The 15,850-nt window shown below is 38.7% G+C and carries 14 protein-coding genes and 2 tRNA genes; 4 read left to right on the top strand and 12 right to left on the bottom strand.

Annotated elements, in window-relative coordinates; all coding sequences use genetic code 11:
* Nucleotides 1-47: 47 nt before the first annotated feature.
* The 3 genes from GFH32_RS01820 to cdaA form a co-directional block, all read right to left on the bottom strand.
* Nucleotides 48-2,975 carry an FAD-binding and (Fe-S)-binding domain-containing protein gene (locus GFH32_RS01820; RefSeq protein ID WP_202111263.1) on the bottom strand — a complete coding sequence of 976 codons (2,928 nt, stop codon included), beginning with the start codon at nt 2,973-2,975 and terminating at the stop codon, nt 48-50.
* Between the two features lie 3 nt (nt 2,976-2,978).
* Nucleotides 2,979-3,884, bottom strand: coding sequence for a DUF1338 domain-containing protein (locus GFH32_RS01815; protein ID WP_153509453.1), 906 nt, complete (start codon nt 3,882-3,884; stop codon nt 2,979-2,981).
* Nucleotides 3,885-3,989: 105 nt separating this feature from the next.
* Nucleotides 3,990-4,784, bottom strand: coding sequence for a diadenylate cyclase CdaA (gene cdaA / locus GFH32_RS01810; RefSeq protein WP_194285661.1), 795 nt, complete (start codon nt 4,782-4,784; stop codon nt 3,990-3,992).
* Between the two features lie 106 nt (nt 4,785-4,890).
* Here cdaA and GFH32_RS01805 point away from each other — a divergent pair, with 106 nt between their 5' ends.
* The gene (locus tag GFH32_RS01805) at nt 4,891-5,607 is read left to right on the top strand and encodes a pyridoxine 5'-phosphate synthase (RefSeq protein WP_153509452.1); all 717 of its coding nucleotides are present in this window, start codon (nt 4,891-4,893) and stop codon (nt 5,605-5,607) included.
* Between the two features lie 62 nt (nt 5,608-5,669).
* Here GFH32_RS01805 and lepB read toward each other — a convergent pair whose 3' ends face one another.
* From lepB to GFH32_RS01780, 5 genes are read right to left on the bottom strand one after another with little or no spacing between them, the layout of a single operon-like run.
* Nucleotides 5,670-7,100 (bottom strand): signal peptidase I, encoded by a 1,431-nt coding sequence (gene lepB, locus GFH32_RS01800; protein WP_153509451.1) that lies wholly within the window; start codon nt 7,098-7,100, stop codon nt 5,670-5,672.
* A gap of 6 nt (nt 7,101-7,106) precedes the next feature.
* Entirely contained in the window at nt 7,107-7,850 is a 744-nt protein-coding gene (gene dapB, locus GFH32_RS01795) for a 4-hydroxy-tetrahydrodipicolinate reductase (protein ID WP_153509450.1), read from the bottom strand.
* A 20-nt stretch (nt 7,851-7,870) separates the two neighbouring features.
* Complete coding sequence (locus GFH32_RS01790) at nt 7,871-8,632, bottom strand: DUF5683 domain-containing protein (protein ID WP_153509449.1); 762 nt, start codon at nt 8,630-8,632, stop codon at nt 7,871-7,873.
* Nucleotides 8,632-9,555: a ParB/RepB/Spo0J family partition protein gene (locus GFH32_RS01785; protein WP_153509448.1), complete on the bottom strand. Its 924-nt coding sequence runs from the start codon at nt 9,553-9,555 to the stop codon at nt 8,632-8,634. Before GFH32_RS01785 ends, GFH32_RS01790 begins: the two co-directional genes overlap by 1 nt.
* 1 nt (nt 9,556) lies before the next feature.
* Complete coding sequence (locus GFH32_RS01780) at nt 9,557-10,354, bottom strand: ParA family protein (RefSeq protein ID WP_153509447.1); 798 nt, start codon at nt 10,352-10,354, stop codon at nt 9,557-9,559.
* Between the two features lie 213 nt (nt 10,355-10,567).
* On the opposite strand from GFH32_RS01780, the gene GFH32_RS01775 reads away from it, so the two are divergent.
* The 3 genes from GFH32_RS01775 (at nt 10,568) to GFH32_RS01765 (ending at nt 12,577) form a co-directional block, all read left to right on the top strand.
* Complete coding sequence (locus GFH32_RS01775) at nt 10,568-11,089, top strand: NADPH-dependent FMN reductase (protein WP_153509446.1); 522 nt, start codon at nt 10,568-10,570, stop codon at nt 11,087-11,089.
* 73 nt (nt 11,090-11,162) lie between these two features.
* Nucleotides 11,163-11,849 (top strand): 3-keto-disaccharide hydrolase, encoded by a 687-nt coding sequence (locus GFH32_RS01770; protein ID WP_153509445.1) that lies wholly within the window; start codon nt 11,163-11,165, stop codon nt 11,847-11,849.
* 404 nt (nt 11,850-12,253) lie between these two features.
* Complete coding sequence (locus GFH32_RS01765; protein ID WP_153509444.1) at nt 12,254-12,577, top strand: DUF6686 family protein; 324 nt, start codon at nt 12,254-12,256, stop codon at nt 12,575-12,577.
* Between the two features lie 100 nt (nt 12,578-12,677).
* Here the strand turns inward: GFH32_RS01765 and GFH32_RS01760 are convergent.
* The 4 genes from GFH32_RS01760 to GFH32_RS01745 all read right to left on the bottom strand — a co-directional run bounded on the left by GFH32_RS01760 (nt 12,678) and on the right by GFH32_RS01745 (nt 15,835).
* Nucleotides 12,678-12,752: transfer RNA gene (locus tag GFH32_RS01760), tRNA-Val, on the bottom strand.
* 8 nt (nt 12,753-12,760) lie between these two features.
* Nucleotides 12,761-12,838 (bottom strand) — tRNA-Val (locus tag GFH32_RS01755).
* A 152-nt stretch (nt 12,839-12,990) separates the two neighbouring features.
* Entirely contained in the window at nt 12,991-14,976 is a 1,986-nt protein-coding gene (locus GFH32_RS01750) for a putative porin (RefSeq protein WP_153509443.1), read from the bottom strand.
* 49 nt (nt 14,977-15,025) lie between these two features.
* Nucleotides 15,026-15,835 carry a purine-nucleoside phosphorylase gene (locus GFH32_RS01745; RefSeq protein WP_153509442.1) on the bottom strand — a complete coding sequence of 270 codons (810 nt, stop codon included), beginning with the start codon at nt 15,833-15,835 and terminating at the stop codon, nt 15,026-15,028.
* Nucleotides 15,836-15,850: the final 15 nt, after the last annotated feature.

The following is a 15,850-nucleotide window of genomic DNA, read 5'->3' as shown; positions in this document are numbered from 1 at the left end:
TCAAAGAAAAACGCCCATTGGTTTCCGATGGGCGTTTTTCTTTGATTTTAATCATTTAATGCTTGATATAATATCTCCACAGGATGTAAAGCGGTTTCTGTTGTACCATCCATAATCTGATGCCTACAGCTCGCCCCAGGAGCGGCAATTAGTGTTCCGGTAGCCTTCGACCGTATCGCTGGAAATAAGACAAGCTCACCAATTTGCATGGACATATCATAATGTTCTTTTTCATAGCCAAAAGATCCGGCCATACCGCAACAGCCTGAAGGAATATTCTTTACTTTATAATTTGCAGGAATTGACAGCACTTGATGAACGGTGGGCAATAAACCCCATGCCTTCTGCTGACAATGCCCATGAAGCAATATTTCCCGCTCTTCTGTACGAAATTGTGAAGAAGATATATTCCCTGCTTGAAATTCTTCCCAAATAAATTCTTCGATCGTCAATGCAAGTGGAGCAATCCGCTGGGCGGCATCCATAAGATCTTCATCGACCAAATCAACGTATTCATCTCTAAAGGTTAAGATAGTTGACGGCTCGACAGCAATCAACTTACAATTAACATGAAGTCGATCGGCAAAAATACGGACGTTTTCATTAGCAAGCTTCTTCGCTTCACGAAGTAGTCCTTTTGAAATTAAGGCTCTACCAGAAAAGGCATGTGGTATTATGAGCACCTGATATCCAAGCCGTTCTAGTAGTTGGAGGGCTTTCTTACCTAGATCAACCTCATTATAATTTGTGAATTCATCGCAAAAGAAGTAAACGGATTTGATGGGCTGTTTAGATGCGATATAATCTTTATCCTGCTCAGCATACCATTTTCGGAGTGTTTTTCTAGCTATCTTAGGGATATGTCGCTTCTCCGAAAACCCTAACGTTTTTTTGATAATTCCCCCAGTGAACACATTAGAAACCAACCCATTATATACCGCAGCAAACGGCTGCATCAACTTCGTCAATGAATCAACATGTCCAATCATTTTGGCCCGTAACGGAATTCCATTGGCATCGTAAAATCCCTGAAGAAATTCCGCCTTTAGCTTCGCCATATCGACACTAGATGGACATTCTGACTTACAAGCCTTACAACTCAGACATAAATCCATGATTTCCTTGATCTCTTGATGATCAAATGGATTCTCTTTAGTGGAATGCGTTATCATTTCCCGTAGAATATTCGCCCGCGCCCTTGTTGTATCTTTTTCATCCTTACTCGCCATATAAGATGGACACATGGTCCCCCCTGTTAGATGAGTTTTGCGGCAATCTCCTGAACCATTACACTGCTCAACATGTTGGATGTATGTTTGATTTGGATATCGAAATACCGTATTAATTTCCCGATTCTTTTGCCCGGGTTCATATCGTAAAAAGCTATTCATCGAAGGGGTATCGACGATTTTGCCAGGGTTAAATATTCCGTTAGGATCCCAACTATGTTTTATATCTTTCAGCAATTGATAGTTATGCTCACCAATCATTAAAGGGATAAACTCTCCTCTTAAACGTCCATCGCCATGTTCACCGCTTAAAGAACCTTGATATTTCTTGACTAACTCAGCTATTTCCAAGGCAATCGTTCGAAATAATTGATTCCCTTCATTCGTTTTCAGGTTAATTATTGGTCGTAAATGAAGTTCTCCAGTTGCAGCGTGCGCGTAGTGCACCGCATAAAGCTGATAGCGCGCGAGAATTCGATTGAAGTCGGCAATATAAGCTGGCAGATCTTCTACGGCTACCGCGGTATCTTCGATAACCGCAACAGGCTTCTCGTCTCCTGGTACATTACTCAGCAAGCCCAAGCCCGCCTTTCTCAAATCCCAAACTCGCTTTTTATCACTGCCAAGAACTAACGGAAAATGATAGCCTAAATTATTCGCACGCATCTCTTGCTCTACCGCTTGCACTTTTAGGCGAATAGTAGCTTCGTCTAATCCGTCATATTCAACAATTAAAATCGCTGCAGGATCTCCATCTACAAAAAAACGATTTTTAGATTGTTCTAAATTTTCTTTTGTACGCTCAAGTATATAACTATCCATCAGCTCACTCACCAACGGATCGTGTCTTAAGGCAATCAGGTTAGCGGCTAATGCATCCTGAAGACTATCGAAGTGTACACACAGTAACCCAGAAGGATTCGTGTTTAGAGGGTCTACATGAAGCTTTACTTCTGTGATGAAGGCAAGCGTACCTTCAGAGCCACATATTAGCTTACAGAAGCTAAAAGGCTCCTTCCCTGCAGTGAAAGGATCGGTTTCCAATAGCATATCGACTGCATAACCAGTATTTCGTCTTTTTATCGATGCTTTTGGAAAATGTGAACGAATCTCTTGTTGATTTTGATAGTTACTCAACATCGCTCGTATATCCTTGTATATTTTACCCTCTAGACTGTTAAGATTACACTTTTCAGTAAACTCTTCGAATGATAAAGACTTAAACTCCACACTGCTACCATCGCTCAATAACGCTTTAATTTCTAAGGTATGCTCTCTTGCGCTTCCATAGATTAAGGAATTTGAGCCACAAGAATTATTGCCAACCATCCCTCCAATCATCGCGCGGTTGGCGGTTGAGGTCTCAGGACCGAAATATAACTGATAAGGCTTCAGAAACATATTCAGTTCGTCGCGAATCACTCCTGGTTGAACTTTCACCCAATGTTCCTCCGCATTAACTTCTAAAATTGACGTAAAATACCTCGAAACATCGACAATAATTCCTGCACCTACGACTTGCCCCGCAAGTGAAGTACCAGCAGTCCTAGGAATTAAAGAAAGTTTGTGTTGATTAGCGAATTGGATAAGCTGAACAATATCTTGTTCATTCTTAGGGTATGCAACAGCTAAAGGAATCTCACGGTATGCCGATGCATCTGTTGCATACAACAGACGCATTTGATCATCCCAATAAATTTCACCGTCTAATTGAGGTGCAAGCAAAGCCAACTCCTCTTCTATCATGTTCTATCCTTTTATTTGTGTAGTATAGGTGCTTTCGAAAATTTTATCCGCATTATTGGTTTCAAACCCATCTCTGCGATGCTTTGATTCAATTTTATCGTTTGGCAAATCTTTGTATTCAGGCAATATCGATCGCTCGGCAAACTCTACATAGCTGCCCGCGATTTGAATAGTATTTGCATCGGCGAACGTGGCATCATAAAGCGCAGAAACCGTACTACTCTGACGCAATAATCCATCTTCACTCGTTTTAATCTTTCCTCCCGATGTATTTAACTTAACGCCTATACTTTCAAGAAACGCATTAAATTCCTCCAACGTATTGTAGCCATCCTTCAATTCATGGATGCTAATCGTATAGTGATTTAGATAATAACGATTGTAGATCACCCAAGCGGCATATTCGCTCTCAGCCAGCAAGGTTTGATATTCTGCAGAGGTTGGCAAATTCCATAATGGTTTTTGTAGAAATGCAGCAACCTGCTCCCCATCATTCAAATCCAATTCATCCACAGGGTCTGTAGTAATATCTCTGGTGTATTTAAGGATAATCTCTTGAACAGCGGCACTTAACTCAGACACACGTAGCTCAGAAACAAAAATGCGCGGATATTCAGAGGAAGGTGGAGCAAACCAATAGGCATCCAATTTCTTGCCTTCGAAATAGAAATAATCTCGTTTTTGGTATCCAAAAGAAAGGAATATCTTTTCAAAAGATTTGATACCTAAATTTGGAACTCCTAAAGTCCGGAAAGCAATATGATCATTAACAATATCATCCTGTGCATGGACAACTTGTCGCTCTAAGAGCGCTTTGGTAATTTTATCTACATCAGCAACATTTGCTCGATAGTGTTCGAATAAGTCGTTTAACACAATGTCGATAGGCTTCTTCTCCTCGAAATGCATAGCAATAAAATTTAGATTTATATTATGAATAAAGTTATCTAAATTCCGATAAATAACAACATTTATCCAAAAAATATTAGTAATTGATAAATTTTATTCAGCAAACTAAAGCTCTTCCGAAAGAATCTTCTCTAACTCTTGTGGCGAAAGGTTCATATTGATATTACCATCCTTTGCAAAAGAGATCTCACCTGTTTCTTCTGAAACGATTACGGCTACCGCCTCTGAAACTTCGGTTACACCAATCGCTGCACGATGTCGGAGTCCAAATTGCGGAGGGAGATCATCTGAATCGGATAATGGAAGTACAGAACTTGCAGTCATAATTCGGTTATCAACTATAATAACCGCACCATCATGTAAAGGAGAGTTTTTAAAGAATATACTTTCAAGTAGACGCTTTGACACTGGCGCATCAATCGTCGTACCACTCGTTTGATAGTAATCCTCATCAAAATATCGTGAGAAAACTAATAGTGCTCCAGTTTTGGACTTTGCCATGTTTTGGCAGGCCTCGACAATCGGGCGAATAAATTCCTTATTATCAGCGTGGGTTGCCTTTTTAGTCCCAAACACTGACCAGAAGAATTTTTTACGTCGAAGTGAGATGTTCTTTCCGATATGTAAAAGGAAACGTCTTATTTCCTGCTGGAATACGACGATTAGCGCAATAGACCCTACTGAAATAAATCCACCAAAAATCTCCGTTAATAAACGCATCTCCATTTGCTTTACCACTAGGTAGATACCATAGAACAGTCCAACGCCAATTAATATGTTAACGGCAATTGTTCCTTTGATTAAGCTATATACATAATAGATAATAATAGCCACCAGAATGATATCTATGAAGTCTAGTAGACGAAAGCCACTTAAAAGATTGAAGTCCAGTCCATCCATATAGCATGCAATTTAAAAAATATTATCCATTGAAGCAGGTATAATAATTCATAAAATGACTGAACATCCCTGCTTAAAAATGTAAATTTGTAAAAAGACGATTGATATGACTAAACTATCCGTAAATATTAACAAAATTGCGACACTACGTAATTCACGAGGTGGAAATGTCCCGAATGTATTAGCTACTGCGCTAGCTTGTGAACGCTTTGGTGCTGAAGGAATAACAGTACATCCAAGACCCGATGAGCGCCATATTCGTTATCAAGATGTTTATGATCTAAAAGCGAACATTCAAACCGAGTTTAATATTGAGGGAAATTGCCAAGAGCAGAAATTTATTGACCTTGTCTTAGCGAATACACCAACACAAGTAACTTTAGTACCAGACGCTTTAGGACAAATTACCTCCAACCACGGATGGGATACCATTAAGTATAAAGATTATTTATCTGATATGGTGAAGATGTTCAAAGATCAAGGTATACGTGTTTCGATCTTCGTCGACCCTATTGAAGATATGGTAGAAGCTGCAGCAGAAACCGGAACTGATCGAATTGAATTATATACCGAAGCATTCGCTGCAGAATATGGCTTTAACAAAGAGGAAGCTATTGCTCCTTATTTTAAAGCAGCTTTAAAGGCAAGAGAGGTTGGTCTAGGCTTGAATGCCGGACACGACCTAGATCTTAACAATCTAGCTTATTTCAATCAACATATTCCCGAGCTTCTAGAGGTTAGTATTGGACATGCATTAATTGCTGACGCTCTTTATTTAGGATTAGAGGAAACTATCAAGCGCTATCTAGCCGCATTGAAATAATATAATCATAAAAAAAGCGAGCTATAGAATCTATAGCTCGCTTTTTTTTATGGTTTAGGGGTTTACTCAATCCCCTTAAAAATACGATTCCATCTAATTTTTGATAAGAAGGTTCCGTCCTTATCCCAACTCATCCATGTAAATAAGGCTTTACCAACAATGTGGTCTTCAGGTACAAATCCCCAACCGCGTGAGTCTAAGGAGTTGTGTCGATTATCGCCCATCATCCAGTAATAGTTCATCTTGAAAGTATAAGAATCTGCTTTTACGTCATTGATATAATAACCATCTCCTTTATGTTCAAAAGTATTGCCTTCATAAATTTGAATTGCTCTTTCGTATAAAGGAACAGTAAGACTATCCAATTTCACTGTCCAACCTTTAGCTGGCACATGAATAGGTCCAAAATTGTCATAATTCCAAACTACACCGCTTTTATAATGTGGGAAGGCCGAAGCTCCTGGACTCGCATCTTGAGGATCAAAGATTTGCTCTCTAAAGCTCTTTACGCTTTCCCAAGATTTAACTTGTTCTGCTTCATCTTTTGTCATGTGCAACACATAGAAACCCATTCCAGGTTCAGTATTAACCATATCGACTTCAATACGCATATCTAAAAGACGTTGCATATTTAAACCATTGGGATCAGTTTCGACAATATAGTTTGTTTGGAAATCGGGATCTGTAAATGCTGGTTCACCATTAACGAAAAGCTTGGCACGTTCCATGGAGATTACATCCCCAGGTAAACCAACACAGCGTTTAATATAGTTTTCACGCTTATCAATTGGTCGTTCAATTTCTTCAGGGAAATTAAACACGACGACATCGTATCGCTTAATATCTTGAAATCCTGGAAGACGTTTATAAGGAACTTTGACTAACTCAGAATAAGCTTTTCCACCTGTAATTGGCATCGTATGATGTGCAAATGGGAAGGCTAATGGAGTCATCGGGATACGAGGACCATAGTTTAATTTACTCACAAATAAAAAGTCTCCGACTAATAAGCTACGCTCCATAGAACCAGTAGGGATCATGTAAGCTTCGATTAGAAATCCACGAATTAAAGATGCTGCAACAGTTGCAAAAATAATTGCATCTGCCCATTCGCGGCCTGTAGACTTTCTATATGGATATTTTTGCTTGAATTCTTCAGTAGTAGACTCGCCCAAGTATTTCACGTTTGGATCTCGACCCCACATAGGCAATACGATAAACGGAACCAATACCGCCGCTACATTCTCCCAAAAACGACGCTTACCAAACGCTTTGATTAGGTTTAAATATAGATCGTAGAATATAAAGATATTCACAATCGGCACAAACAACCAGATTATCCACCATGTTGGACGCCCCACCAATTGAGCCATTACATATTGTCCGTAAATTGGAACGACTGCTTCCCAGCCTTGTTTACCTGCTTTTTTATACAACAACCAAAGACCGTAAAGCGCTCCGATTGTCGCTATGGCAAAAATAATATACCACATATAATTCTAGTTATTAAAATCAAACATTTCAGTTACCTGAAAGAATCCTTTTTTTCCTAAAAGCCATTCCGCTGCAATAACCGCGCCTAAGGCGAACCCTTCGCGACTATGAGCTGTATGCTTAAACTCAATCTGATCAACCTCTGAACTATAAAGCACAGTATGAGTCCCCGGCACCTCTTCGATACGCAAACTCTCAATCAATAATTCCTCTGCCTTTGGAATGATTTCCTCACCTGATCCTTCAATTGAGTTAACCCAGCTTTTCTTCCCATCCGTATTCTCTAAAATTCCCTCCGCAATGGTAATTGCAGTTCCACTTGGTGCATCAAGTTTATGAATATGGTGAATTTCCTCCACCTGAACATCGTATTGCTTGTAAGGATTAATTGCCTTTGCTAGCATTTTATTAATATGGAAAAAAATATTGACGCCAATACTGAAGTTAGAGCCATATAATAATGCTTGATCAGCTTCTAAGCAAGTTTCACGCACTTCTTCTAAATGATCATACCAGCCAGTCGTACCAACAACCAAAGGTAGATTAGCCTCAAAACAAAGGCTTATATTTTCAAGTGCTGCATGTGGCGTACTGAAGTCAATTGCGATATCTGCATCTTGTAGATCTTCAATCTCAATACTCTCTCTATTATTTTCATCGACAACTAACACAACTTCGTGACCACGCTTCATTGCAAAGCGCTCAATCAGTTGTCCCATTTTGCCGTATCCCAATAAAACGATTTTCATATGTGGTTAATTGGTTATGTTTATTTGATGGTAAAAGTCATTTTCATCCCTGGAGTAATCAAACTGCGCGCATTAAATGTGCCCATTCCAGGTGTATATGCGTAAGTTGGCATAAAAGTCGGAGATATTTTTAGGCTTAAATCGTCACTAACGTTCCAACGATTCTTCAACATCGAATCTACATAAGCTTCTACAATATTTAATCCGTACCAGCCTACCGTTACTAAAACAGTTAAGTCTCGATTTCTACGGGCGTAATCCTTTTGCTTTATTAATCCCGCTTCATCCCATTGACCTAACGCTGTATCTGTTCCAGTTCCGTATTCTTGCCTATATTTTAATTCGCCAAGAAATTCCCTATAATACCATTGCCAATAGTCGAAAACAAGATAAGAGGTCACAAAACCTCCATAAATTACTGGAACTTTAATCCACCATAGTCCCTTGTTGGTATATTGACCCCAACCAGGTAGAATTAGTGATCGTTTCCAAGCAACGCGAGATAAATGTTCAATCTCTAAACGCGCTGAATCTTTCTTAATGTTTTTGTAATAGTATTTTGCTCTTTCTTTTTCAGCTTTTTCCCGTGCCTTACGTTCTGCACGAGTTTCTTTCTTCGCTGTATCCTGAGCCGCTTTGATCTTCGCAGAATCTTGAACAGCCTTCATACTCACTGAATCCTGAAGTTTAACGTTTTTACTTTTATCAGGAATCGTATCCTTTACTTGCGCAAATGCACTTGTAAAAAATAATATAAGGCCTATAAGGAAAGCAAATCTCATTACCAATCTAAAAGTTCTAAAATACGACTTAAATCATCTTCAGAAGTGAAAGGTATTACGATAGACCCTTTCCCTTTTGTCGCTTTAAGGTCTAGCTTTACACGAGTAGCAAATTTAGATGCAAGATCGTCTTCAATCTTTTGATATTGAAAATCTAATTGATCAGTTCTTTTTGGCTTACGTCTTCTCTTCTCGTCAGCTTGCTGTATTTCTCGAACTAATTGTTCTGTCTTACGCACTGACAATCCTTTTTCTAATATTTCTTGGAAGACAAATAACTGCTTATCAACCTCTCCAACATTAATCAGCGCACGAGCATGTCCCATTGAAACATCTCCATCGCGAATAGCTGCTTGAATAACTGGAGGTAATTTTAATAATCTTAGGTAGTTAGTAACTGTTGAACGGTTTTTAGAAACGCGATCCCCCAATTCCTCTTGTTTCAGACTACACTCTTCAATCATACGTTGAAAACTCAATGCAATTTCAATGGCATTTAAATTTTCACGTTGTATATTCTCAATAAGTGCCATTTCCAGCATCTGCTGATCATTGGCTGTGCGAACATAGGCTGGAATCTCTGTGATACCCGCCATTTTCGAAGCTCTTAACCTGCGCTCACCTGAAATAAGCTGATATTCGTTTTTCCCAACTTGACGAACGGTAATTGGTTGAATTAATCCTTGCACTTCAATAGACTCTGAAAGCTCGCGTAATGCTTGCTCATCAAAATCTGTTCTAGGCTGAAATGGATTAATAGCAATCTGATCCATCTTAATAAAGTTGATACTTCCCGCAGGTGAACTTGGGCTTTTCGGCGCCGAGGCGTTAACTGGCGCAGTATTATCAACTCCAATATTCTCTTGTTGTAATAAAGCACCTAATCCCTTACCCAAACCCGTTTTACGCTGTTGTGCTGCCATACTATACTGTTACTGTTTGCGTATTTTCTTTTAACAATCCATTCTTTTCTAGAATCTCACGAGCAAGATTTAAGTAGTTGATGGCTCCTTTACACGATGCATCGTGCATAATAACTGATATACCGAAGCTCGGCGCCTCACTTAGGCGCGTATTGCGTTGGATAATGGTATCGAATACTAAATCATGAAAATGTGTTCTAACCTCTTCAACTACTTGATTCGACAACCTTAGACGAACATCATACATCGTTAACAAGATTCCTTCGATCTCTAATTCTGTATTTAGTCTATTTTGAACAATCTTAATCGTATTCAAAAGCTTTCCTAATCCTTCTAAAGCGAAATATTCACACTGAACGGGGATAATTACCGAATTTGATGCTGTCAATGCGTTAATCGTGATTAAGCCTAATGACGGTGAACAGTCAATAATGACGAAATCATAATCATCTTTTACTTCCTCTAGAATACGCTTCATTTTAAATTCACGCTCGTCTAGATTAATCATCTCAATTTCAGCGCCCACTAAATCGATATGCGCTGGCAATAAATCTAAATTTGGCGTATCTGTATGCTGAATGGCTTCTCTTGGATCCAAGTCGTTCACTAAGCATTCGTAAATGCTAGCTTTAATTGCACGAGGATCAAAACCAATTCCAGATGTAGAGTTAGCTTGTGGATCAGCATCCACCAACAAAGTTTTATATTCTAATACGGATAAGCTTGCTGCAAGATTGATAGAAGTAGTTGTTTTTCCTACTCCTCCTTTTTGATTGGCTATGGCAATAATTTTTCCCATGATGATTCCTCAGATTTTGAAACGGTGCACTGTTCCCTACACTTTTGAAATTGCAAATTAACATACCTTTGTGACATAAGACACTTAAATGATGTTAAATTTGTAATTTTGAAGCTATTCTTAGGAACAGTCTACTCAGGATGCTAAGATACAAAAAATTGAATTAGGTATCGACACCCATCTAACATGCTTTTTATAAGTAACATATAAACAATGAATTTAATTATCTCAGGCACAAATCGCAAACGTTCAAACTCCCTTAGAGTTGCAAAATTCTACCAACAAGAACTTTTAAGAAAAGGAGAAGAGTTTGAAATTTTGTCTCTAGAGGACCTGCCGGACAACCTTTCTGTAACAGATCTCTATGGTCAACGAAGCGAATTGTTTGCCCCCATCCAAGAGAAGGTTTCTGCAGCCCGTAAATTCATATTTATCATACCTGAGTACAATGGAAGTTACCCTGGTATTCTTAAATTATTTATCGACGCCTGTTCTTTCCCTAGCTCGTTTTACCATAAGAAAGCGGCACTCGTAGGTCTTTCAACGGGTAAATATGGAAATATACGTGGAATAGATCATTTTACTGGCGTATGCAACTACCTGCGCATGCATGTATTACCATTAAAAATACATATCCCTCTCGTCCAGAACGAGATTGACGAAGAAGGTAACATTGCAGATCCGCTCACCTTAAAATTTATTGACGAGCAGCTCGAAGAAATTGCCAAATACTAATTTTGCAGCAATGACTTGCGCTCTTTAGCTTTAATTACTTAAATTCGATATACCCTAACATCGATATCACGATATGTCTAAAGTTCTAAGTATCCTTCTTTTTGCATTCCTAGCAACTTCTTGTGGGAACGACAAGCTAAATAATTCCCAATTAATTTTCAATGGTAAGAATCTTGATGGGTTTCACATCTACAATCTAATGAAGACCGCTTCAAAGTGGAAAGTCTCAGAAGGAACCTTATTATGCGACCCAAAAGCTGATGGTATTTTTGGCGACCTTATAACCGATCATGAATACGAGAATTTTGAACTAAACTTTGAATGGTGGGTGAAGAAAGGTGGAAATAGCGGTGTATTTATCAATGTCAAGGAAGATAGCGCCTATGCTGCTACTTTTGCTACTGGATTGGAAATGCAGTTATTAGACAATGCTAATGCAGAACATCGCCATCAGATAGACTCCACGCATTGGGCAGGATGTCTTTACTCCGTGGAATGCATCGCTAGCAACTCTAAGCCAAAACCCTATGGCGAATGGAATACAGCAAAGATTATTCAAAAGGATGGAAAAGTTAGTTTCTGGCTAAACGGCCTCCTGACTTTCGAGGACGACATCAATAGCCCCTCCTTCAATCAGCGCGTGGCGAGCAGCAACATGAAGAATTATCCCGCATTTAACACCTTTAAAAGCGGAAAAATTGCCTTTCAAAATCACACAGGCTCTGTAGGGTTCCGAAACATAACATTAAAAAAACTGTAACTCTACACGTTTTTGTATAAACAGCCTAAATAAACCTCGAAATATCGATTCCCATTTGATTACACTCCCGATTCAACATCAGTTGAATTGAAAAAGCGCTAATGTTTCGCCAACACATTCGGTGAAACGTTAAGTTCCGTTAAAATAAAAAGCCACATACTATTCCGTTTTAGAGTTCGTTTAAGAAGAAAATAGTAACCCTATTAAACAGTCGATTTATAATGTAATTGTCATAAAGTCTATGGAATGATAATTTATTTATAACGATTCTAAATAAGGTGTATATTTATATCTCGAAGGACGAAAACTTCATTTTCATACAAAGTCCTGTTTACCCGCATAAGATAGGTATGCGGGTAAACCAGGCACAAGATGAACATTTCTTGATATAAATACGAAAATATATGGCCTGCAACAGACCAACTATACTTGCCCGAAATGAATTAGGATTTATTAGTATGCCAAACGGCACAAATTTAATCCATCTTTGTTTTAACAATCTTCACATCAATTTCACAACAGATGAATTTATCGCCTTTCGCAAGATCGTAAAAGATCTGGTTCAAGAAGACTGTCACATCCCTTTCCCTGACGGAACCATGCGTATCCTACTAAACACCCCCTATGATGGGCTGAATTTCTCGTTTAATAGCATTGAATTAAATCAATTGATAAGTTCATTAGACGAAGCCTACTACATGCGAATTATCTATTCTTATATGCAATAGCGAAGACTATCGTCTGATAAAATATGATTTAGAAGAAGCTGGCAGAATCAAATTTAGTTTAAAATAAAAAAGCATCAATCTCTTGATGCTTTTTCGGTAGTGGAGGCTACTGGATTCGAACCAGTGACCCTCTGCTTGTAAGGCAGATGCTCTGAACCAGCTGAGCTAAGCCTCCTTTTATTTTGGTGGAGAATACTGGATTCGAACCAGTGACCCTCTGCTTGTAAGGCAGATGCTCTGAACCAGCTGAGCTAATTCTCCTTTTCCGTCTTGCGGTGTGCAAATATAGGTCTAAAAATCGATTTGCAAAATTATTTTAAAACATTTTTTCTAAAATATCGGCAATTTATTCAATTCCAAACAGATAAATTATGAGGCCCTCTTGTTTTTTAAACCGACAAGTCGCCACTTCGCTAATCATAGAACTTCCAAGACACTCCAAAACGCAAGTTTGCTGGATTCATTGGGTATCGGCGAACCGTATAATATCCGTTCGGATACACATGTTGATTCGCAAAATTATAACTTAGAAACAAGTTCACACGATCAATATTCGCCGTTAACCAAAAATCCACAACGGGATAAGTCGAGAAATTGATCCCTAAATTATCGTTATAGAATTGTCCAGCATTGATTGCATAAGAAGGTGTACGAAAAGGCGTGTTAAAACGAACATCTGCTCCAATTCGGAAATCCATTACATTGTATAGTATGTTCGCGTAATACAAGCTGTGAAAAGTATACAATTCAGGCGTTGCTAAAACATCCATCGCATCAGACTTCTGATAAACCACCATATTATCTAAGTGAAATCTTCGGAACTTAAAATTCTGCCCGACGGTCACTTTCAAAAGGTTTAGATTTCCCGCTTGTGTTGGAGTAATATCCTTCTCGATCAATCCGCCTGTCGCGGGATCAGTTCGTTCTGTAAAGTAGGTATAATTGTTAATTAGAAAATATTCAACCTTACCGCTAAAGCCAATCTTCTTATTCGCGTAGGAAAAGTTTAAATTCTGCGTTTTAATCTTATCTAAGCCAAGATCTGCCCAAGAGTGATAAGTTAGGTTAGCCGTTTGATAAATCATCTCAGGCGATTGATTTTGCGTATACGCGCCAATGCGTAATTTCCCGATCGCATCGTTCAAATGAACATCTGCATAAGCTTCATACAAGAAGTCGCCAATGTTCCTTCCTAGAAGTATTTGCTTCGCAGAAAAATTCACATCGACTTTATCGCTAAATTTATACCCAATATTACCTTTTGCCATACTGTTCTGATACATTTGGCTGAGTACACTATCGGCATACCAAATCAAATCGTTTTGAAATCCCAACTCAACTCTAGCCTCATTCTTCAACGATTTACTCCTCAGGAAGAAGCTATACGTAAAATCATTCGAAATGGTTGTAATTTTCGTTGTATCGTGCACTTCCGTATAGTTGGCCAATGGAAAAGCGTTATTACCATCAGCTTCATTTTTAAAGAATAGAAACTTTTGCTGTCTAATACTAGAATTATGTGCAATCACATTCGTGGGATGAATTTCTGCGTCTGGCAAACCCTTATTCACGGTATCAATTCTACCCATGTAATACGACTGCCTAAGGAATAAACCGAAGTCTTTCCACTTATTGTATGGTCGATTCTTTTGTTGACCGTTCAAACGAACTGGATACCGCGCCGGATTTCCTGAGTCATCACCCGTATCTCTAAAAAGGGTGTCATTTAGAACGGATCCATTCTCCGAAGCATCAACGGTGTTAAAGGTAAAATTCGTTAATAAATTATAACGTTTACTTGGCGACTCATACCAAGAAAAAACAGCGCCCTTTCGATCACTATATTCCTGATTCTTATAATACCCATCAGTATTACTTGCATGATATTCTGCGCCAATATTAAGGTTAGGATTTATATTTTGAGCAATACGTGCTCGAAACACCTGATCATCAAAGAAAAACCCCACTGCATAGAGCTCAGAAAATCTTGCTCTAGCACGAAAGTATTCAACCGAATCAGGATGTAATATATAGCGTTCTAACGCATGATAACCAGATTGGAAACCAATATTCTTATTTGGCGTATACAACAAATCACGTGTTGCTAAGCCATAAGACCCTAAGTTAATACTTGGATTCCAAGGTAAATTTTGCTTATTGTAATATTGGAAATTTACGTGAGACGTATCTAACTGATATGTTTTTGTCAAACGTTTCATGGTCGCTAAATTCGTATAGCGTACATATTTTGCCGTAAATACAACAGAATCTTTCTTATTATCTTCTTTCGCACGGGCTGAATCGAGCGCTGAACTAAATTCCTCTTCCACTTGGGCGTAAGCCTTTGGACCAAGAGCGAACAACAGCAATATCAATAACAACCTACTCAGTATACTCATGTAAGGATCTCTAAATAAACGACCTCAAAAATAGGGCAAAAATCCAAGATTATTGCAATGCAATCAATTCTTTTAATATACTCGTCATCTTCGGTTCCGCCTCAGTCGCAACTGCAACAATTTCCTCTAAAGAAACAGGCTTTAGATCATCATGAAACCCTTCATCCGTGATGACAGATATTGCAAAGACAGGTAAACCCATATGATTAGCAACGATGACCTCCGGAACAGTACTCATCCCTACAATATCCCCGCCAATAATTCGCATATAGCGATACTCGGCTCTGGTCTCTAAATTTGGCCCAGGTGCAGAAACATAAACAACCTCATGCGCGGTAATTCCATGCTCATTCGCAATTTTCATACCTTGCTTAATCATTTTACGATCGTAAGGTTGGCTCATATCAGGAAAACGAGGCCCGAAGTTCTCATCATTAGCGCCTCTCAATGGATTGTCAGGCAACAAGTTAATATGATCTTCAATAATGCCAATATCTCCTTTCTTAATCGATGGATTTAATGAACCAGAGGCATTGGAAACAAAGAGCTTTTCAATCCCCAAGGCCTTCATAACACGAACCGGAAAGGTAATCTCCTGCATCGAGTAACCTTCATAAAAATGAAGGCGACCTTGCATTGCAACTACGCGACGTCCATTTAATTTACCAAAGATGAGTTTACCGGTATGAAATTCTACCGTAGATATTGGAAAATTTGGAATATTGGAGTACATCATTTGATGTTCGATCTCGTTAACGAGTTTACCAAGACCTGTACCTAAAATAATACCAAATTCTGGTGAGAAGTCGCCTATTTTGCGACGTATAGATTGGATAGATTCTTCGATTAAATGATACATGTGTGCAAAATATAC

The sequence above is a fragment of the Sphingobacteruim zhuxiongii genome, assembly GCF_009557615.1.
GTDB classification, from domain to species: domain Bacteria; phylum Bacteroidota; class Bacteroidia; order Sphingobacteriales; family Sphingobacteriaceae; genus Sphingobacterium; species Sphingobacterium zhuxiongii.
Note: the sequence above shows the minus strand (reverse complement) of the source record. Positions and strands in the feature narration are given on the sequence as shown.

Bases quoted from the DNA above. Each gene is read 5' to 3' on its own strand.
- GFH32_RS01770 (WP_153509445.1), top strand. From the start codon at position 11,163: ATGTCTAAAGTTCTAAGTATCCTTCTTTTTGCATTCCTAGCAACTTCT.
- GFH32_RS01785 (WP_153509448.1), bottom strand. From the start codon at position 9,555: ATGGCAGCACAACAGCGTAAAACGGGTTTGGGTAAGGGATTAGGTGCT.
- GFH32_RS01745 (WP_153509442.1), bottom strand. From the start codon at position 15,835: ATGTATCATTTAATCGAAGAATCTATCCAATCTATACGTCGCAAAATA.
- dapB (WP_153509450.1), bottom strand. From the start codon at position 7,850: ATGAAAATCGTTTTATTGGGATACGGCAAAATGGGACAACTGATTGAG.
- GFH32_RS01765 (WP_153509444.1), top strand. From the start codon at position 12,254: ATGGCCTGCAACAGACCAACTATACTTGCCCGAAATGAATTAGGATTT.
- GFH32_RS01780 (WP_153509447.1), bottom strand. From the start codon at position 10,354: ATGGGAAAAATTATTGCCATAGCCAATCAAAAAGGAGGAGTAGGAAAA.
- GFH32_RS01750 (WP_153509443.1), bottom strand. From the start codon at position 14,976: ATGAGTATACTGAGTAGGTTGTTATTGATATTGCTGTTGTTCGCTCTT.
- GFH32_RS01775 (WP_153509446.1), top strand. From the start codon at position 10,568: ATGAATTTAATTATCTCAGGCACAAATCGCAAACGTTCAAACTCCCTT.
- cdaA (WP_194285661.1), bottom strand. From the start codon at position 4,784: ATGGATGGACTGGACTTCAATCTTTTAAGTGGCTTTCGTCTACTAGAC.
- GFH32_RS01815 (WP_153509453.1), bottom strand. From the start codon at position 3,884: ATGCATTTCGAGGAGAAGAAGCCTATCGACATTGTGTTAAACGACTTA.
- GFH32_RS01790 (WP_153509449.1), bottom strand. From the start codon at position 8,632: ATGAGATTTGCTTTCCTTATAGGCCTTATATTATTTTTTACAAGTGCA.
- GFH32_RS01820 (WP_202111263.1), bottom strand. From the start codon at position 2,975: ATGATAGAAGAGGAGTTGGCTTTGCTTGCACCTCAATTAGACGGTGAA.
- lepB (WP_153509451.1), bottom strand. From the start codon at position 7,100: ATGTGGTATATTATTTTTGCCATAGCGACAATCGGAGCGCTTTACGGT.
- GFH32_RS01805 (WP_153509452.1), top strand. From the start codon at position 4,891: ATGACTAAACTATCCGTAAATATTAACAAAATTGCGACACTACGTAAT.